Source organism: Enterobacter cloacae complex sp. SHL022 (genome assembly GCF_049237785.1).
In the GTDB taxonomy this organism is placed as follows: domain Bacteria; phylum Pseudomonadota; class Gammaproteobacteria; order Enterobacterales; family Enterobacteriaceae; genus Enterobacter; species Enterobacter hormaechei_C.
Genome location: NZ_JBMKJH010000002.1, coordinates 265,610 through 283,416, shown reverse-complemented (window position 1 = coordinate 283,416; position 17,807 = coordinate 265,610). Strand labels below are relative to the sequence as shown.

Below are 17,807 nucleotides of genomic sequence, written 5' to 3'. Positions count from 1 at the left end.
CTACTATCGTCATGTCATTTTGCACAGAGGTCGTGATGAAAGATGTCGTTATAGTGGGTGCGTTACGTACGGCTATCGGCTGTTTTCAGGGAGCGCTTGCGCGTCACTCTGCGGTTGATCTCGGCAGCGTGGTGGTAAGAGCGCTGGTGGAACGCAGCGGGATTGCCGCACATGAAATTGATGAGGTGATCCTTGGCCAGGTGCTGACCGCTGGCGCGGGACAAAACCCTGCGCGCCAGGCAGCGCTGAAGGGCGGCCTGCCCAATACCGTTTCGGCAATTACCATCAACGACGTCTGTGGTTCAGGTTTGAAAGCGCTCCATCTTGCGACGCAGGCCATCCAGTGCGGTGAAGCGGACGTGGTTATTGCCGGCGGGCAGGAGAATATGAGCCGCGCCCCGCACGTCCTGACCGACAGCCGGACCGGCGCGCAGCTCGGGAACAGTCAGCTGCTTGACAGTCTGGTTCACGACGGGCTGTGGGACGCCTTCAACGACTACCATATGGGCGTAACGGCGGAAAACCTGGCGCGCGAATACGGTATCAGCCGCGAGCTTCAGGATGCATATGCCCTCAGCTCACAGCAAAAAGCGCGTGCAGCGATCGACTCAGGGCGTTTTCGCGATGAAATTGTCCCGGTCAGTACCCAGCGCCAGAACGGCGAAGCGCTCATCGTCGATACCGACGAGCAGCCGCGCACCGATGCCAGCGCAGAAGGGCTGGCAAAACTCGATCCGGCCTTTGAAACGCTCGGTTCTGTAACGGCAGGCAACGCCTCATCCATTAACGACGGTGCGGCGGCGGTGATGATGATGAGTGAAAGCAAAGCCCAGGAGCTGGCGCTGCCGGTGCTGGCGCGCATCAAAGCGTTTGCCAGCGTGGGTGTTGATCCTGCGTTAATGGGGATCGCCCCGGTCTATGCCACGCGCCGCTGCCTGGAGCGGGCGGGCTGGGAGCTGAGCGATGTGGATCTGATTGAGGTCAACGAAGCCTTTGCTGCACAGGCGATCTCGGTCGGGAAAATGCTGGAATGGGATCCGCTGCGGGTCAACGTCAACGGCGGTGCAATTGCGCTGGGTCATCCCATTGGCGCCTCCGGCTGCCGCATTCTGGTGTCGCTGGTCCACGAAATGAAAAAGCGTAACGCCCGAAAAGGGATCGCAACGCTCTGTATTGGCGGAGGGCAGGGGGTGGCCCTGGCTATCGAACGGTAGTTTCCCCTCTCTGTGCACAGAAAACCTCCCACGGGAGGTTTTTTTGTGTCCGCAGAATCCTTTTTTAACACTTCTGCGTTCTTTCTGAAGCCCGCAATAATTATTGCGCTGTTAATTATTTGCTTTGTGAAGTGCTTAATGTGATCTCCACCCTGAAATTTACGGTTAATGCCCTTTTTTTGTTGATGGGGTTCACGTCGATCTTTGCCAAAAAAAATGAAACAAATAATTTCGATCCTTGTCACTAAAATAACGGTGCATAAAAAATAAACTCAAGTTTCATAAAAACGAAACGTTATTTTAATTGAGGGTTTTTTCATGTTTAAGAAATCTCTGCTCCTTGCTTCCCTTATTAGTGCCTCTTTTGCGGCTAGCGCCGTTACCGTCGATCTGCGTCACGAATATATTGACAGCGGCTCGAATGCCGACCGTGTTGCCGTCTCGCACCGCTTTGATAATGGCTTTGGTTTTTCAGTCGAGGCGAAGTGGAAATCAGGCGGGGACAAGGCAGATCAGCCATTCGCGGATGTAGTGGGGAACGGTCACGAAGATCAGATTAGCTGGCGCTGGAAAGCGACAGACAATATCGCCCTGACCCCTGCGTTTACGATTGAAAGCACAGACAGTCGCACCATTTATAAACCGAATCTGCATGTGCAATATAGCTTCGATAATGGCTTCTACGTGGCTGCGCGTTACCGTTACGAATATACTCGCTACCCGTCAAGCTCAAATAAGGACGATGATAAAGTTAACCGTGGCGATGCGTGGGTCGGTTGGGTATTAGGTGACTGGCGTACCGAGCTGAACTATGTTTACGCGAAAAGTTCTGAAGGCGTGGCCCGAAATAATAATAAAGATTATTCCAACGAATATAACGCCAAGCTGGCCTACAAATGGGATAAAAACTGGGCACCGTATGTGGAGGTGGGGAACGTGGGGGTTAAAGACACGGACGAACGCCAGACCCGTTTCCGTTTAGGTGTGGCGTACTCCTTCTGATAATTCAGTTCCTTCGCTAAAAACCGCCGGGTGGCGCTAACGCTTACCCGGCCTACACATTCTTTCCAATCCATTTTTTCGTAGGCCGGGTAAGCGAAGCGCCACCCGGCAAAAAGCGCCGCGCAATCACCCAAAAAAAAGCCCTCCGAATCGGAGGGCAAGGCCAGTTACAGAAACACTAACTCATTCAGGCATGCAACATTTCAGGTTGCTCGGGGAGTTTCGCGATATAGAGGGCCGGTTTGCCGTCTTTATCGGAACTGTACAGCACCGCTTTTTCGTCCGGGGTGAAGGACGGATGCGGGTGGGTTACCTGGCGGCTGTTCGCCACCGTAGCCCATGAGGTGTCATGACGGGCGATGCGGTAATAAGCTTTCTTCGCCACGTCAAAGGCATACAGATAAGGATCGTTATCAATGGTGTAGCCGCCGGTGTCTTTCACGTCAACAGGCGTACCGGAACCGTCGCCAACCAGCATGCTGCCGTCAACGTTGCTCATCAGATGCGAACAGGCGGGCATGTTCATTACCGCTTCATTCACGCCGGTGTCCGGGTTGAAGCGGGAGATGGTACGCCCTTGCTGACCTTTCAGATAAGAGACGTAGATCAGCGCGGACCCGTCCGGCACCCAAAATTCATGTGTACAGCTTTCACCTTCCGCGTGCGTTTTCACTTTCCGCACGTTGCTGCCATCTTCGTTGACCAGCCACATGCGGGCGTCGACCAGGTCGTGCGGCCCTTCATGACAGAAGGCCACGGTATTGTCATCGAACGGGCGATAAATCGGATGTCCCAGCCAGATCTTCTCGTCATGAATGGTGGTGCTTTCACCCGTTTTCAGATCAACGCGCAGCAGGCGGCAGTGCGGCCCTTTGTGGAAGAAGTCGTGGAAAATTTTCCAGTCGTTGAGTGGCGTCCAGTCACGTCTGGCAATCTCAATACCCACCAGTTTGGTGCAGTCGCTGTTCGCGACCCAGGTGCCGTAGCCGACCCACTCTTCCGGAACGCGGTACACTTCGCGCTCTGCCAGCGTCTGTAAATCCACCTCCAGCAGGGTGCGATCGTTCTTCACATAGTAGAGGGATTTATCGTCCGGAGAGAGGAACCCGCCAAAGGTATTATCGCCCGCGCCTTCGGTCAACTGTACCGCTTCGGCGTTTTTCAGATCCAACAGGTAATAGTTCCAGTGACCGTCGAACTCCCCGGCGAACAGCAGGTGGCTGCCATCGTTAAAGAAGCACTTCTGGTAAAAGTAGTTGCGATGACAGGTTACTTCCGGTGGGGTCAGGCGGGTGACTTCCACGCCTGTATCCGGATCGCGGCTGACCTCATAGTTCAGCTTGACCCGCATACCTTTAGCCATAATGCACTCCTTTGAACGCGTAATGTAGGTTGAAAACTAGGTGATAAATTATCAAAACGTTGTTTCATTATGTGTGACTGACAGCGCACTTTCTCATTTTCATTAACCAGATTGAGGGTCTTAAAGATTTATCGTGATCGAAACTCCATTTCTGGCATAAACAGGCAGAAAAAATGAAACGTTGTTTTAAATGCAATTGAAAACCCCGTTGTCAGGGGATAATATGTGTTCATCACGAAAACGGAACGTTGTTTCGTTATTTATCTTTGCCTTCGGGCACGATCAATTCTGGAGGTTTACGTGGACGTCAGACAAAGCATCCACAGTGCGCACGCTAAAATGCTGGATACTCAGGGGCTGCGCAGTGAGTTTTTAGTTGAGCAAGTGTTCGAAGCCGACAAGTACACCATGGTCTACAGCCATATTGACCGCATTATTGTAGGCGGGATTATGCCGGTGGCGAAAACCGTCTCCGTGGGCGGTGAAGTGGGCAAACAGCTGGGCGTGAGCTACTTCCTCGAACGCCGTGAACTGGGCGTGATTAACATCGGCGGGCCGGGCACCATTACCGTCGATGGCCAGTGCTACGAAATTGGTCACCGCGACGCGCTGTACGTCGGCAAAGGCGCGAAAGAGGTGGTGTTCGCCAGCATTGATGCCAGCAAACCGGCGAAGTTTTACTACAACTGCGCCCCGGCTCATACGACTTACCCAACCAAAAAAGTCACGCCAGCGGACGTTGCCCCGGTGACCCTTGGCGATAACCTCACCAGCAACCGTCGCACCATCAACAAATACTTTGTTCCGGATGTGCTGGAAACCTGCCAGCTCAGCATGGGGCTGACCGAGCTTGCGCCGGGCAACCTGTGGAACACCATGCCGTGCCATACCCACGAGCGCCGCATGGAAGTCTACTTCTATTTCAACATGGATGAAGACGCCTGCGTGTTCCACATGATGGGACAGCCGCAGGAGACGCGCCATATCGTTATGCACAACGAGCAGGCAGTCATTTCGCCGAGCTGGTCCATCCACTCTGGCGTGGGAACGAAAGCCTATACCTTTATCTGGGGGATGGTCGGTGAAAACCAGGTCTTTGATGACATGGACCACGTCGCTGTTAAGGATCTGCGCTAGTCGCAGGCAGTTAAGCATACATCTGCCTGTTGCTGACAGGCGCTGAACGATTAAGGAACAAACATGATTCTGGATGCATTTTCTCTGCAAGGTAAAGTGGCTGTGGTTTCCGGTTGTGACACCGGGCTGGGGCAGGGTATGGCGTTAGGTCTGGCGGAAGCGGGCTGCGATATCGTCGGGATTAACATCGTTGAGCCAACGGAAACCATCGAGCGCGTCACCGCGCTGGGCCGCCGTTTCCTGAGCCTGACCGCGGACCTGCGCAAAATCGATGCGATCCCTGAGCTGCTGGATCGCGCGGTGGCGGAGTTTGGGCATATCGATATTCTGGTCAACAACGCCGGCCTGATCCGTCGTGAAGACGCGATTAACTTCAGCGAAACGGACTGGGACGACGTGATGAATCTGAACATCAAGAGCGTGTTCTTTATGTCCCAGGCGGCTGCGAAGCACTTCATTGCTCAGGGGAAAGGTGGCAAGATCATTAATATTGCCTCCATGCTCTCTTTCCAGGGCGGCATCCGCGTGCCGTCTTACACCGCATCGAAGAGTGCCGTGATGGGCGTGACCCGCCTGCTGGCGAACGAGTGGGCGCAGCACAACATCAACGTCAACGCGATTGCGCCGGGCTACATGGCCACCAACAACACCCAGCAGCTGCGTGCGGATGAAGAGCGCAGCGCGGCAATCCTGGAGCGTATTCCAGCGGGTCGCTGGGGTCTGCCGAGCGATCTGATGGGCCCGGTTGTATTCCTGGCGTCCCCGGCTTCGGACTACATTAACGGCTACACCGTTGCCGTAGACGGCGGCTGGCTGGCACGTTAAGTCAGCCCGAATAAAGAACCTCTGCCCTCGGGTAGAGGTTTTTTTTGCGCCAAAATTGGCTTTATCCATATCCTTAAAGATGAAAAATCCATACTGAAAAGGAATAAATGACGGGTGTCACACATTTATTGCTTAAATATTAACTAATTAATCAAAAATAAGGTTAAACCATCCTGATTTGAAATTGTAATGTCCATCACAGATCGGTGTGTCGTAGCGAAATAATCCATATCTTCACCATTTCCGGCCTGACACTTTCTTCCGGTATCTCGTAATTTCACTTAACGAATTTCGCTGTTGAGGCAGGAAACAATGACATCTGTAAATGACTCTACCCTTATGCCCGCTGCGCTGCGCGATACCCGACGCATGAACCAGTTTGTTTCTGTTGCGGCCGCCGTAGCCGGTTTACTGTTTGGTCTGGATATCGGCGTTATCGCGGGCGCACTGCCCTTTATTACCGACCACTTTACGTTAAGCAACCGCCTGCAAGAGTGGGTGGTGAGCAGCATGATGCTGGGTGCGGCCATCGGCGCACTGTTTAACGGCTGGCTGTCGTTCCGTCTCGGGCGCAAATACAGCCTGATGGTCGGGGCGATCCTGTTTGTTGCTGGCTCTCTTGGTTCGGCGTTTGCCACCAACGTTGAAGTGTTGCTGCTTTCCCGCGTGCTGCTGGGCGTGGCGGTGGGTATCGCGTCCTACACAGCGCCGCTTTACCTCTCCGAAATGGCGAGCGAAAACGTGCGCGGGAAGATGATCAGCATGTACCAGCTGATGGTGACGCTCGGTATCGTGCTGGCGTTCCTGTCGGATACGTACTTCAGCTACAGCGGCAACTGGCGGGCAATGCTTGGCGTGCTGGCGCTGCCTGCGGTGCTGCTGATTGTGTTAGTCATTTTCCTGCCGAACAGCCCGCGCTGGCTGGCGCAAAAAGGGCGTCACGTGGAGGCGGAAGAGGTGCTGCGCATGCTGCGCGACACGTCTGAAAAAGCGCGTGAAGAGCTGAACGAAATCCGCGAAAGCCTGAAGCTGAAGCAGGGCGGCTGGTCCCTGTTTAAGGCAAACCGCAACGTGCGCCGCGCGGTGTTCCTCGGCATGCTGTTACAGGCGATGCAGCAGTTCACGGGGATGAACATCATCATGTATTATGCCCCACGCATCTTTAAAATGGCTGGTTTTACCACCACCGAACAGCAGATGATCGCCACGCTGGTGGTGGGGCTGACCTTTATGTTCGCCACCTTTATCGCGGTGTTCACCGTCGATAAGGCCGGACGTAAACCGGCCCTGAAAATTGGCTTTAGCGTAATGGCGCTCGGCACCTTGATCCTTGGTTACTGCCTGATGCAGTTCGATAACGGCACGGCGTCAAGCGGCCTCTCCTGGCTCTCCGTTGGCATGACCATGATGTGCATCGCCGGTTACGCGATGAGCGCCGCACCGGTGGTGTGGATCCTGTGCTCTGAAATTCAGCCGCTGAAATGCCGCGACTTTGGTATCACCTGTTCCACCACCACCAACTGGGTGTCGAATATGATCATTGGCGCGACCTTCCTGACGCTGCTGGATGCGATTGGCGCGGCAGGCACCTTCTGGCTGTATACGGTGCTGAACGTGGCGTTTATCGGCGTGACGTTCTGGCTGATCCCGGAAACCAAAGGCGTGACCCTGGAGCATATTGAACGCAAGCTGATGAAAGGGGAGAAACTACGTAATATCGGCGTGTAATGTCATTGCCCGGTGGCGCTTCGCTTACCGGGCCTACGATACCGTGTAGGCCGGGTAAGCGAAGCGCCACCCGGCTTTGTTTTTACCGCATCGCACGTCTCAAAATACGCTCCGCCTGACGCTGGAAGTCAGCGGCCGTCTCTTCCACGGTTTTCTGCCCGTAGTCGATATACTGCAATGAGGTACCGAACTGCGCCACAATCTGTGGGTCGTCAAAGTATGGCGAGACAGTGAGTTTCGCCGGCAGCGACTGCGCCAGGCGCAGGCCCGCCACGGAAGGATCGTCCTCTTTAATGGTGCCGTCTTCGGTCAGATACTGCACCGCCACTTTGCTCAGCGGCACGCCGCGCTCAAGACCCAGCGTATCGACCCCTTCTTTGCTGTTGAGCAGGAAGTTAATCAGCTTCGCTGCCGCCTCTGGGTTTTTGGTCGTCTTACCAATCGACAGCATCTGCGCCGGTTTGAAGAACAGACCTGCGTCGGTGGCGCCCGGCAGCATTGGGTAGTTGCCCAGCTCCAGTTTCGCCGGTGGCTTCAGGTTGTCGGAATATTTGTTGATGGTGGAGTTCCACATGTAGGTGCCGCCCCATTCACCCTGGATCCACGGCTTCATTTCATACATGTTGCTCTTACCGAACGAGGCATAGTATTTGGTGTCCGGCATGACGTGGCTGTCGATCAGCTTTTTGTAGGTCTGGAAAAACTCTACCCACTGTTCCTTTGTGTAGCTGAACTTTTTGGTTTTCTCATCCACCGCAGGAATGTTGTACTTCTGGATCATGTACGAATTCAGCAGCGCCAGCGTATCCTGATGCTCCAGGATCACCGGATAGTATTGCTTGCCGAGCTTGCTCTCGAAGGTTTTACCGGCCGCCATCAGCTCGTCCCAGGTTTTCGGGTACGCAATACCCGCTTTTTTCCAGGTTTCGTCATTGAAGTAGAACACGCGCGCCGTCACCGAGATCGGAATGCCGTTCAGCTTGCCGTCCACGGTGGTGGTTTGCAGCTCTTTGGGATCGAACTGCGACAGGTCAATCACGTCCTTCATCTTGTTCAGATCGTAGAAGCCGTCACCGGTTTTCGAGAAGATCGGCAGCCAGTTCCAGTTCGTCTGCATTACGTCCGGCTCGGTGCCGCCCGCAATCTGGGTGGTCAGACGGGAGAGGTGACCATCCCAGCCGGTGTATTCCGCTTTCACGTTGATGTCCGGGTTCTGCTTATGGAACTCTTCCAGCGCTTTCAGGGTGACCTGGTGACGGCCGTTGCCGCCCCACCAGGACATCCGTAAATCCACATTCTGCGCCATCGATGGCAAAGCGGTAAGACCCAGGGTCGCGGAGATTGCTGCGCTTAAAAGCACTTTTTTCATTTTTATCACTCCATCAGAGAGAGAGGTTCTGTTCAGTTTTTGCGTCAAAAATATGACACTTGTTCATCTCAAACGTGAAATACACCTTACGATGAAGCCCCTTATCAATCATTGGCTTAGCTTCATCGGACGGGATTCGGGCGGTCAGTTCGTAGTCCGCGACCTTCAGGTACACAAAGAATTCGTGGCCCATGTTCTCAACGCGCACCATCTCCCCGCTACAGCCGCCGTTCGGGAAGGGCTCATCAGAGAGCGACACAAATTCCGGACGCACGCCGTAGTAAATCTCCTGACCCGCGTAGGCCGCGACTTTCTCCTGCTTCTCCGCGTTCAGCGGCATGGTTTCATCGCCAATGGCGATGTGCAGCTGGCCCGCTTTTTCGACCAGTACGCTTTTGCGTATATTCATCTCCGGCGCGCCGATAAAGCCCGCCACGAACATGTTCCTCGGCCTGTGGTAGAGGTTGTCCGGCGTATCCACCTGCATGATATGGCCGAGCTTCATCACGCAGATGCGGTCGCCCATGGTCATCGCTTCGGTCTGGTCGTGTGTCACGTAAACGGTGGTCGCCGGTTTTCCGGATTTCTTCAGCTGCTTATGCAGGTCGGAAATACGAATACGCATCGAAGCGCGCAGTTTGGCGTCGAGGTTTGAAAGCGGCTCATCGAACAGGAACACATCCGGTTTTTTCACAATCGCACGGCCTACCGCCACGCGCTGCGCCTGGCCGCCGGAAAGCTGGCGCGGCAGGCGGTCGAGCAGCTCTTCCAGTTCAAGAATTTTGGCAGCTTCATTCACCTGAGACTCAATCTGATCTTTCGGCAGTTTGCTCAGTTTGAGACCAAAGGCCAGATTCTCGCGCACCGTCATGTGCGGATAGAGGGCATAGTTCTGGAACACCATTGCAATACCGCGCTCTTTCGGCGCGAGGTTGTTCACGATCTTGTCGCCAATGCGCACCTCGCCGCCGCTGATGGTTTCGAGCCCCGCCAGCATGCGCAGGGTCGTGGATTTGGCGCAGCCGGATGGGCCGACGATCACCATGAATTCCCCTTCAGCAATTTTAAGATCGATAGCGTGTACCGCTTTAAAGCCGTTGGAGTAGACCTTTTCCAGCTTGTTGAAAATAACTTCAGCCATGGTATTTCCCTCTTAACCTTTAATTCCGCTGCTGGTGACGCCCTGTACGAAGTAGCGCTGTGCCAGGAAGAAGACAATGATGGATGGCAGAATGGAGATGCTCGCCATTGCCAGAATTTCGTTCCACGGCGCGCCTTCGGTGACATCGATGGACATTTTCAGCGCCAGTGCGATGGGGTATTTATCCACGCTGTAGACGTAAATCAGCGGCCCGATAAAGTCGTTCATGGACCACATGAACTGGAACAGGGCGACGGAGATAATGGCCGGTTTCAGGATCGGCACTACCACGTACCACAGCACCTGAATGGAGTTACAGCCGTCAATCTGCGCCGCCTCTTCCATGTCACGCGGGACGCCGCGCAGGAACTGGATCAGCATGAAGACGAAGAACCCCTGAGTGGCGAAGGCCAGCGGCAGGTACAGCGGCATATAGCTGTTGAGCATGCCCATTTCACGGAACATCAGGTACTGCGGGATCAGCAGCACGGTGCTGGGCAGCAGCATGGTGGTGATGAGCGTGGCGAACCAGAACTTCTTCCACGGGATCTCGAAGCGGGCAAAGCCGTACGCCACGATGGTGGAGGAGATAATGGTCAGGATCACTTTCGGGATCACATACTTAAAGGTGTTCAGCATGTAATGGCCGAAGTTGTACTCGGTGCCGGTTTTCCAGCCGTTTACGAAACCATCCCAGGTGGCGTGGGCAGGCCACAGGCTCAATGTGGTGAAGATCTCGTGGTTCGGTTTGAACGACGCGGAGAACATCCACACCAGCGGGTAAAGCATCAGCAGGCCGACAACCAGCAGAATCACATAGCGAACGGAGGCGTTGATTTTCTCTCTGCGCAGCGTGCGGGCCACTTCGCGTTCGGCGACGCTTCTTGCCGTGGAGAGTTGTTGAATATCAGCCATTTTTGCCTCCTTTATCGGCGGAGTAGAACACCCAGTATTTCGACGACTTAAAGGCGATACCGGCGAAGACGGCCACCACCAGGAACAGGATCCACGCCAGCGCCGCGCCATAGCCCATATCGAAATACTTAAAGGCGGTGTCGTAGATGTAGAGCGAGAACAGATAGGTCGAATAGGTTGGCCCGCCGCCGGTAATCACGTACGGCCCGGTAAATTCCTGGAACGCCTGCGTGGTCTGCATGATGAAGTTGAAGAAGATCACCGGCGTAATCAGTGGCACGGTCACCTTCATGAACATCTGCCATTTCGATGCGCCATCGATCATTGCCGCTTCATACTGGGACTGCGGTACGTTTTGCAGCGCGGCCAGGAAGATGACCATCGCGGAACCGAACTGCCAGACGCGCAGCAGGGTAACGGACATCAGCGCCAGCGACGGCTCGCCCAGCCAGTTCACCGGATCAAAGCCAAAAACGCCGATAAAGCTGTTCAGCAGGCCATCGATGGCAAATAAGGCGCGCCACAATACGGCAATGGCGACGGAGCTGCCGAGGATCGACGGAATATAGTAGGCCGTTCGGAAAAAGCCGATGCCGCGTAATTTAAAGTTCAGGACAAAGGCAATTCCTAATGCAAAGGCGAGCTTTAGCGGGATGGTTAAAAATACATAGGCAAAGGTCACGCCCATGGATTTCCAGAAGAGCGTGTCTTCGGTAAACATGTAGCGATAGTTTTCGATGCCGTTAAACACCGGCGGACTCATCAAATCGTAATCCGTAAAGCTGAGGAAAAACGATGAGACGAAGGGGAATGCCGTAAAGAGTATCAGCCCGATGATATAGGGTGATATCCATGCGAGCCCCAGCAGCTTGTTTTCATTCATACATACCTACCTGGCAATCAATGGTTTAATACGAAATCTGCTTTGTTACATTTTCCCAGGCCTGCGATGCGCGGCATGGGAGCTGAAATTCAGGGTGCAACGTCTGGCAACGGCAAAACCTACGTTTGTTTTTTAACGCTTTTTTGTCTTTCGTCGTGGTGTAAGCGCTTCGGGTTTCAAAAGAGCTGAACCGGTGTTCTTGGATACTAAAACATCGTTTTATTTTATATTATTGCGATTTATTTCTGCGTCATTCGCTTAATGGTGGAAATGTGATCAGCGTCGAAACGCTGTTTCAATATAGTGAGGGAAGTGGCATTTTTGACTTTCCACGGACGTTCGCCGCGGCCCATGAGGAAGAGATAATGAAGCAAAAGGGGAGCAGGAATAACAATAGTCACGCAGCGTGGCTAACTACCAGATCTGATAGCAGGTCTACAGATGTACCAATTCGTCATTCAGATAATTCTTACATTCTTGTATGATTTGTTACACCGGAACCAGTCAGGCAGAATTTCACTGCATCCTTAAAAGAAGAACAGTTATGTCAGCGATGGATTTCAAAAAACATACGGATCTCAATTTTCCTCACTATGCTCCCCCGGCGGTCAGCGCTAAAGAAATAGATCTTCTGGGTCTGCTGGACGTCCTGCTGGCAGCAAAAAAACGCATCATCACCATTGTCTTTGCATTTGCACTGGTCGGCCTGGCAATCGCCTTTCTGATACCGCAAAAATGGACCAGTAAAGCGGTCATTACGCCCGCGGAACAGACGCAGTGGAGTTCGCTGCGCCAGATGATGGTGGCGCTCCAGGTGCTTGATGTCGACGTGAAAATTACCCGTGCGGATGTGTTTAATCTGTTTATCAAAAAGTTTCAGTCCCAGTCTCTGCTTGAAGAGTACATGAAGAGCTCACCTTACGTGATGGCTCAGCTCGATGGCGCTGAGGTTGACCCGCTGGAGCTGCACCGCGCGGTGGTCAATATTGCCGAAAAGATGAAGGCTGTTGATAACACGCAGGAAAAAAATGCCGATAAAGCCCCATACCTCTCCTGGACGTTAAGCTTCACAGCCCCAACGGCAGAGGATGCGCAGAAAGTGTTGAATGGTTACATTCAGTACATCTCCCGCATCGTCGAGCAGGAGACCATGCAAAACATTCGCGATCAGCTGATCCTGAGAACCAAAACGGTACAGCAGCAGCTGGAGTTGGATCGGGTCCGTCTGACCAATATCCACAATACCAACCTGCAACGCCTGAACTACTCGCTGGAAGTGGCGAACGCGGCTGGGATCAAAAAGCCGGTTTACAGCAATGGACAGGCGGTGAAAGACGATCCGGATTATTCCGTCGCCCTCGGTGCGGACGGGATTGCGCAGAAATTGCAGATTGAAAAAAATCTCAAGGACGTTTCTGAGCTGAACGCCGATTTCCAGAACCGCGAATACTATCTGGCACAGCTGCAAAAACTCTCCTTCGAAGATGTGAGCCTGGAGCCGTTCAAATACCAGCTTTCACCTTCTATGCCGGTGAAAAAAGATGGCCCGGGCAAAGCCCTCATCGTGCTGCTGGCGTGTATTCTGGGTGGACTGTTCGCCTGTGGCAGCGTGCTGCTGCGCGAGGCTATGAGCACCCGCAACCCGCTGCCGGAACAACTTCCTGAGCCGGTAACGGAATAACATCAAAAAAGGCGCTCAACTGAGCGCCTTTTTTTATTTCAGGAAATCTTCGCGTACCGGCGTAAAGGTATCCAGCAGGGTGCCGGGTTTCAGGCAAACGCAGCCGTGCATCACGTGCGGCGCTTTATAGAGGGTGTCGCCCGCGGTCACCACATGCTTCTCCTCGCCAATGGTGAACTCAAATTCCCCCGAGAGAACGTAGGTGAGTTGCTCATGCGGGTGGTTATGCATCGGGCCAATCGCGCCTTCCTCGAAATTCACTTCCACCGCCATCATCCTGCCGTCGTGCGCCAGAATACGACGCGTCACGCCGTTGCCCAGATCCTCAAGCGTGGTCTCTTTATGGAAAATAAACATATTTTCGCCCTGTTATGTAATGAAACATTGTTTCAATTAACTTATCTCACCCGCCGAGAAAAGGAAACGTTTAGCCAAATAACTGGAAAGGCGATCACAAGTTTGCTTCACTGGGTGAAACGCACAGGAGGAAAGATGAAAACGATCGGTCTGTTAGGGGGCATGAGCTGGGAATCAACGATCCCGTACTACCGCCTGATTAATGAAGGCGTTAAACAGCGTCTGGGCGGTCTGCATTCAGCCAGCCTGCTGCTGCACAGCGTGGATTTCCATGAAATAGAAGCCTGCCAGTCGAGCGGGGAGTGGGACAAAGCGGGGCAGATACTGGCGGACGCCGCGCTCGGGCTGGAGCGTGCGGGCGCGCAGGGTATTCTGCTGTGTACCAACACCATGCATAAGGTGGCGTCGCACATTGAAGACCGCTGTTCGCTGCCGTTCTTACATATCGCGGATGCCACCGGGCGTGCCATACGTACCGCCGGCATGACGCGCGTGGCGCTGCTGGGGACGCGCTACACCATGGAACAGGATTTTTACCGCGGGCGGCTGAGCAGCCAGTTCGGGATTGAAAGCCTGATCCCGGAGGAGGCTGACCGGGCGCACATTAACCAGATTATTTTTGATGAACTGTGTCTGGGCACCTTCAGCGAAGCTTCGCGCGCCTGGTACGTCAGCGTGATAGAGAAACTGGCGCAGCAGGGAGCGGAAGGGGTCATCTTCGGCTGTACCGAAATCGGTCTGCTGGTGCCTGCAGACCGAAGCCCGATACCGGTCTTCGATACCGCCGCCATCCATGCCGCGGATGCGGTGGAGTTTATGCTGTCATAAAGGTTTTTGCAGGTCAGGTAAGCGAAGCGCCACCTGACGCGCGTGCGCAATCAGATGTTCACTAAAGGCATCAACCAGCGCTGAGGCGGGCCGGTGCAGCGGGCGGATCAGGCTCACGGTAAAGGGAACGGAAACGCTAAAACGGCGCAGAACCACGCCGCTGCTGGCGTAGTCCATGGCCGTGAGCGGGTTCACCACCGAAATACCCACGCCCGCGCGCACCATCGCGCAAATTGACGCCGCACTGTGCGTTTCCATCACCATCCGCCGCTTCACCTGATGTTCGGCAAACAGGCCATCCAGAAGCTGCCGGTAGCTGTCGGTCTGCGACAGGCTGATATAGTTCTCACCGTGAAAATCCGCCGGTGTCAGCACGGTTTTGTGGGCAAGCGGGTGGCTGGCAGGCAGCACGCAGACCTCATCCAGCGACAGCAGCTCCGTGCGTTCCGTTCCCGCTGGCGTGACGAGGGTTTCAGTCAGACCCAGATCGTGGCGCTGGGCCGAAAGCCACTCCTCCAGCAGCGGCGACTCCTGCGGCACGATGGTCAGGCTGACCTCCGGATAGCGGGCCAGAAACGGCTGTAACAGTACCGGCAGGAATGACTGGGAAAAGACCGGCAGGCAGACGATGGACAGTTCGCCCTGGCGGAACTCCCTCAGGCTCTCTGCCGCGCTCACGATCCTGTCCAGCCCGTACCAGGAGCGCTGAACCTCCTCAAACAGACGTAAACCCTGCACCGTTGGATGCAGCCTGCCGCGGGTGCGTTCAAACAGCTTCAGCCCCAGCACTTTCTCAAAACGCGCCAGCTCGCGGCTGACCGTCGGCTGCGAGGTGTGCAGCATGTGCGCGGCTTCAGTGAGATTGCCGGTGGTCATCACCGCATGAAAAATCTCGATATGGCGTAGGTTAACGGCGGGCATAGGGCACCTGATGGCTGAGCGTGTTCCATATCATTTTTGCATAGACTCACGATAAAACGATATTTTTTATTCTCTTCAGGCTATGGCGTAATGATAAAAAACAGATTTCCGGAGACGACCATGCCACGCCCGCTCAACCAGACCGAAACCGATTTAAACGCCGATAACCTGCTGCGCCTGCCTGCCGAATTCGGCTGTCCGGTGTGGGTTTACGATGCGCAGATTGTCCGCGAGAAGATCGCCGCGCTGCATCAGTTTGACGTGGTGCGTTTTGCGCAGAAGGCCTGCTCCAATATTCATATTCTGCGCCTGATGCGCGAGCAGGGCGTGAAGGTTGATTCCGTATCGCTGGGTGAGATCGAACGTGCGCTGGCGGCCGGGTTTGATCCGAAAGCCGACAGCGACGCGATCGTCTTCACCGCTGACCTGATAGACGACGCCACGCTGGCGCGCGTGCACGAGCTGCAAATCCCGGTCAATGCTGGTTCGGTGGATATGCTGGAACAGCTTGGGCAGGTCTCTCCTGGCCATCGCGTCTGGCTGCGCGTCAACCCGGGCTTTGGTCACGGCCACAGTCAGAAAACCAACACCGGGGGCGAAAACAGTAAACACGGGATCTGGTATGCCGATATGCCTGCGGCGCTGGAGGTTTTACAACGCTACAACCTCAAGCTGGTGGGCATTCACATGCATATCGGGTCCGGCGTGGATTATGGCCATCTTGAGCAGGTCTGTGGCGCAATGGTGCGTCAGGTTATCGATTTTGGTCAGGATCTGGAGGCGATCTCCGCCGGGGGAGGGCTTTCGATCCCTTACCGCGAAGGAGAAGAGGCGATCGACACGGATCACTATTACGGCCTGTGGAGCGCCGCGCGTGACAGGATCGCTGCCCATCTGGGCCATGCGGTGAAGCTGGAGATTGAGCCGGGTCGTTTCCTGGTCGCCGAAGCTGGCGTGCTGGTGGCGCAGGTGCGGAGCGTGAAGGAGATGGGAAGCCGTCACTTTGTGCTGATTGATGCTGGCTTCAACGACCTGATGCGCCCGTCCATGTACGGCAGCTATCATCACATTACCGCGCTTGCCGCCGATGGCCGCGATCTGGTCAACGCGCCGCGCATCGAGACCGTTGTTGCCGGCCCGCTGTGTGAATCCGGTGACGTCTTTACTCAGCAGGAAGGCGGGAAAGTCGAAACCCGTTCGCTGCCAGAGGTAAAACCGGGAGATTATCTGGTGCTGCATGATACCGGTGCGTACGGGGCGTCTATGTCTTCCAACTACAATAGCCGCCCGCTGCTGCCGGAAGTGCTGTTTGATAACGGCGTGGCGCGGCTGATTCGCCGTCGCCAGACCATTCAGGAGCTGCTGGCGTTAGAGCTGGTCTGATTAAACCACGGCCCTGTTGTCACCGAATCGCGTAACACCAGCGTGCCGGTGAACGGCGGGATCGCTTCAACCGGCTGGTTTTTTGCCAGCCGGATCGCCTGGTCGATTGCCGTGACGATCATGTTGTCGATCGGCAAATATACCGACGACAGGGCAGGCTCCAGCCACTTTGCGCTGGGGGCATCGTCAAAACCAAACAGCGAAATATCCTGCGGGATCTTCAGCCCGGCCTGGTGTAATGCTTTGGAGGCGCCCAGGGCCATATCATCATTACAGGCAAACAGGGCGCTGAACGATGTCTTTTCCGCAATCAGCTCCTTGCACAGCTCGTAACCCCGCGTCATGCCTGCATCGCCGTATTTAATCCGCCGCTCGTCGAGACGAATACCGTGCTTCTCCAGCGCCTTACGGTAGCCCATCAGCCGCGCTTTACCCGTTGGGGTGTGGATCGGGACGGTGATACAGGCGATCTCCCGATGACCCTGGCTTATCAGGTAATCCACCGCTTTGAAGGCCGCGTCCTGCTGTTCAAAGAAGACGCAGCGATCCGCCGCCTGGCTCACTTCACGGTTAATGATCACCAGCGGCGTCTGCACGCTGTTGATCAGCTTCAGGATCGTCTTTTCGCTCATGTATCGCGTGTACAGCACGATGGCGTCGCACTTGCGGTCGGCGAGCATCTGCACCGCCTGTTCTTCCTGTTCAGGGGCGTCGTGACCGTCGGTAACAATCAGCTGTTTTCCGTGCTTTTCGGTCTGCCGTGACGCCTGCTGTAGCAAACGACCAAAGTAAAAACCGTCGAACGTCGAGACGACAAGACCAATGCTGTTGCTGGTCTGGTTAGCCAGCGAACGCGCGAGAAAGTTCGGACGATAGCCCAGCTCCTCCATCGCGCGAAATACCTGCTGACGCGTGCTCTCTTTAACCTGACCTGTGCCGTTCAGCACGCGCGAAACGGTGGCCTTCGACACGCCCGCACGCAGTGAGACATCCAGCATTGTTGCCATTCGAAATTCCTGTTTCCACGTAATGGTTTGCAGTTTAACACAGACCATCCGGC

The 17,807-nt window shown here is 54.9% G+C and carries 16 protein-coding genes; 8 read left to right on the top strand and 8 right to left on the bottom strand.

Translation table 11 applies throughout. The features are described 5' to 3' along the window. The first annotated feature begins 35 nt into the window (after positions 1-35). Positions 36-1,214: an acetyl-CoA C-acetyltransferase gene (locus ACOTZD_RS05510; RefSeq protein ID WP_003862843.1), complete on the top strand. Its 1,179-nt coding sequence runs from the start codon at positions 36-38 to the stop codon at positions 1,212-1,214. A gap of 318 nt (positions 1,215-1,532) precedes the next feature. Then, positions 1,533-2,216: an oligogalacturonate-specific porin KdgM family protein gene (locus ACOTZD_RS05505; protein ID WP_003862842.1), complete on the top strand. Its 684-nt coding sequence runs from the start codon at positions 1,533-1,535 to the stop codon at positions 2,214-2,216. 187 nt (positions 2,217-2,403) lie between these two features. Here the strand turns inward: ACOTZD_RS05505 and ACOTZD_RS05500 are convergent, their stop codons facing one another. Next, positions 2,404-3,579, bottom strand: a complete 1,176-nt coding sequence (locus tag ACOTZD_RS05500; protein ID WP_045895014.1) for an oligogalacturonate lyase family protein — start codon at positions 3,577-3,579, stop codon at positions 2,404-2,406. Between the two features lie 300 nt (positions 3,580-3,879). Between ACOTZD_RS05500 and kduI the strand changes: the two genes are divergently transcribed. The 3 genes from kduI (at position 3,880) to ACOTZD_RS05485 (ending at position 7,269) form a co-directional block, all read left to right on the top strand. Beyond that, entirely contained in the window at positions 3,880-4,716 is an 837-nt protein-coding gene (gene kduI / locus ACOTZD_RS05495) for a 5-dehydro-4-deoxy-D-glucuronate isomerase (protein WP_003862837.1), read from the top strand. A gap of 63 nt (positions 4,717-4,779) precedes the next feature. Continuing rightward, positions 4,780-5,541 (top strand): 2-dehydro-3-deoxy-D-gluconate 5-dehydrogenase KduD, encoded by a 762-nt coding sequence (gene kduD, locus ACOTZD_RS05490; RefSeq protein ID WP_003862835.1) that lies wholly within the window; start codon positions 4,780-4,782, stop codon positions 5,539-5,541. Between the two features lie 312 nt (positions 5,542-5,853). After that, the gene (locus tag ACOTZD_RS05485; RefSeq protein WP_003862834.1) at positions 5,854-7,269 is read left to right on the top strand and encodes a sugar porter family MFS transporter; all 1,416 of its coding nucleotides are present in this window, start codon (positions 5,854-5,856) and stop codon (positions 7,267-7,269) included. Between the two features lie 82 nt (positions 7,270-7,351). Here ACOTZD_RS05485 and ACOTZD_RS05480 read toward each other — a convergent pair whose 3' ends face one another. Genes ACOTZD_RS05480 through ACOTZD_RS05465 form a run of 4 tightly spaced genes read right to left on the bottom strand, consistent with a single transcriptional unit; the run spans position 7,352 to position 11,577 of the window. Continuing rightward, positions 7,352-8,638, bottom strand: a complete 1,287-nt coding sequence (locus ACOTZD_RS05480) for an ABC transporter substrate-binding protein (RefSeq protein WP_003862832.1) — start codon at positions 8,636-8,638, stop codon at positions 7,352-7,354. 13 nt (positions 8,639-8,651) lie between these two features. Next, positions 8,652-9,779: an ABC transporter ATP-binding protein gene (locus ACOTZD_RS05475; RefSeq protein WP_003862829.1), complete on the bottom strand. Its 1,128-nt coding sequence runs from the start codon at positions 9,777-9,779 to the stop codon at positions 8,652-8,654. 12 nt (positions 9,780-9,791) lie between these two features. Next, on the bottom strand, positions 9,792-10,694 hold the full coding sequence (locus ACOTZD_RS05470) for a carbohydrate ABC transporter permease (protein ID WP_003862827.1): 903 nt from the start codon (positions 10,692-10,694) through the stop codon (positions 9,792-9,794). Then, complete coding sequence (locus ACOTZD_RS05465) at positions 10,687-11,577, bottom strand: carbohydrate ABC transporter permease (protein ID WP_003862825.1); 891 nt, start codon at positions 11,575-11,577, stop codon at positions 10,687-10,689. Before ACOTZD_RS05465 ends, ACOTZD_RS05470 begins: the two co-directional genes overlap by 8 nt. 544 nt (positions 11,578-12,121) lie before the next feature. Here ACOTZD_RS05465 and wzz(fepE) point away from each other — a divergent pair. After that, positions 12,122-13,258 carry an LPS O-antigen length regulator Wzz(fepE) gene (gene wzz(fepE), locus ACOTZD_RS05460; RefSeq protein ID WP_023314779.1) on the top strand — a complete coding sequence of 379 codons (1,137 nt, stop codon included), beginning with the start codon at positions 12,122-12,124 and terminating at the stop codon, positions 13,256-13,258. Positions 13,259-13,291: 33 nt separating this feature from the next. On the opposite strand, the gene ACOTZD_RS05455 is transcribed toward wzz(fepE), so the two are convergent. Continuing rightward, positions 13,292-13,615, bottom strand: coding sequence for a cupin domain-containing protein (locus tag ACOTZD_RS05455; RefSeq protein ID WP_003862821.1), 324 nt, complete (start codon positions 13,613-13,615; stop codon positions 13,292-13,294). Between the two features lie 135 nt (positions 13,616-13,750). Between ACOTZD_RS05455 and ACOTZD_RS05450 the strand changes: the two genes are divergently transcribed. Then, positions 13,751-14,443 (top strand): aspartate/glutamate racemase, encoded by a 693-nt coding sequence (locus ACOTZD_RS05450; RefSeq protein ID WP_129329259.1) that lies wholly within the window; start codon positions 13,751-13,753, stop codon positions 14,441-14,443. Here ACOTZD_RS05450 and ACOTZD_RS05445 read toward each other — a convergent pair. Further along, positions 14,438-15,364 carry a LysR family transcriptional regulator gene (locus tag ACOTZD_RS05445; RefSeq protein ID WP_023295367.1) on the bottom strand — a complete coding sequence of 309 codons (927 nt, stop codon included), beginning with the start codon at positions 15,362-15,364 and terminating at the stop codon, positions 14,438-14,440. The genes ACOTZD_RS05450 and ACOTZD_RS05445 overlap by 6 nt on opposite strands. Positions 15,365-15,484: 120 nt before the next feature. On the opposite strand from ACOTZD_RS05445, the gene lysA reads away from it, so the two are divergent. Continuing rightward, complete coding sequence (lysA, locus tag ACOTZD_RS05440) at positions 15,485-16,747, top strand: diaminopimelate decarboxylase (RefSeq protein ID WP_003862815.1); 1,263 nt, start codon at positions 15,485-15,487, stop codon at positions 16,745-16,747. On the opposite strand, the gene ACOTZD_RS05435 is transcribed toward lysA, so the two are convergent. Next, positions 16,717-17,754 carry a LacI family DNA-binding transcriptional regulator gene (locus tag ACOTZD_RS05435; RefSeq protein ID WP_003862814.1) on the bottom strand — a complete coding sequence of 346 codons (1,038 nt, stop codon included), beginning with the start codon at positions 17,752-17,754 and terminating at the stop codon, positions 16,717-16,719. The genes lysA and ACOTZD_RS05435 overlap by 31 nt on opposite strands. Positions 17,755-17,807 lie beyond the last annotated feature (53 nt).

What these genes read in the sequence shown, in the direction of transcription:
- ACOTZD_RS05510 (WP_003862843.1), top strand. Translation starts at nt 36, where the DNA reads ATGAAAGATGTCGTTATAGTGGGTGCGTTACGTACGGCTATCGGCTGT.
- ACOTZD_RS05505 (WP_003862842.1), top strand. Translation starts at nt 1,533, where the DNA reads ATGTTTAAGAAATCTCTGCTCCTTGCTTCCCTTATTAGTGCCTCTTTT.
- ACOTZD_RS05500 (WP_045895014.1), bottom strand. Translation starts at nt 3,579, where the DNA reads ATGGCTAAAGGTATGCGGGTCAAGCTGAACTATGAGGTCAGCCGCGAT.
- kduD (WP_003862835.1), top strand. Translation starts at nt 4,780, where the DNA reads ATGATTCTGGATGCATTTTCTCTGCAAGGTAAAGTGGCTGTGGTTTCC.
- ACOTZD_RS05485 (WP_003862834.1), top strand. Translation starts at nt 5,854, where the DNA reads ATGACATCTGTAAATGACTCTACCCTTATGCCCGCTGCGCTGCGCGAT.
- ACOTZD_RS05480 (WP_003862832.1), bottom strand. Translation starts at nt 8,638, where the DNA reads ATGAAAAAAGTGCTTTTAAGCGCAGCAATCTCCGCGACCCTGGGTCTT.
- ACOTZD_RS05475 (WP_003862829.1), bottom strand. Translation starts at nt 9,779, where the DNA reads ATGGCTGAAGTTATTTTCAACAAGCTGGAAAAGGTCTACTCCAACGGC.
- ACOTZD_RS05470 (WP_003862827.1), bottom strand. Translation starts at nt 10,694, where the DNA reads ATGGCTGATATTCAACAACTCTCCACGGCAAGAAGCGTCGCCGAACGC.
- ACOTZD_RS05465 (WP_003862825.1), bottom strand. Translation starts at nt 11,577, where the DNA reads ATGAATGAAAACAAGCTGCTGGGGCTCGCATGGATATCACCCTATATC.
- ACOTZD_RS05455 (WP_003862821.1), bottom strand. Translation starts at nt 13,615, where the DNA reads ATGTTTATTTTCCATAAAGAGACCACGCTTGAGGATCTGGGCAACGGC.
- ACOTZD_RS05450 (WP_129329259.1), top strand. Translation starts at nt 13,751, where the DNA reads ATGAAAACGATCGGTCTGTTAGGGGGCATGAGCTGGGAATCAACGATC.
- ACOTZD_RS05445 (WP_023295367.1), bottom strand. Translation starts at nt 15,364, where the DNA reads ATGCCCGCCGTTAACCTACGCCATATCGAGATTTTTCATGCGGTGATG.
- lysA (WP_003862815.1), top strand. Translation starts at nt 15,485, where the DNA reads ATGCCACGCCCGCTCAACCAGACCGAAACCGATTTAAACGCCGATAAC.
- ACOTZD_RS05435 (WP_003862814.1), bottom strand. Translation starts at nt 17,754, where the DNA reads ATGGCAACAATGCTGGATGTCTCACTGCGTGCGGGCGTGTCGAAGGCC.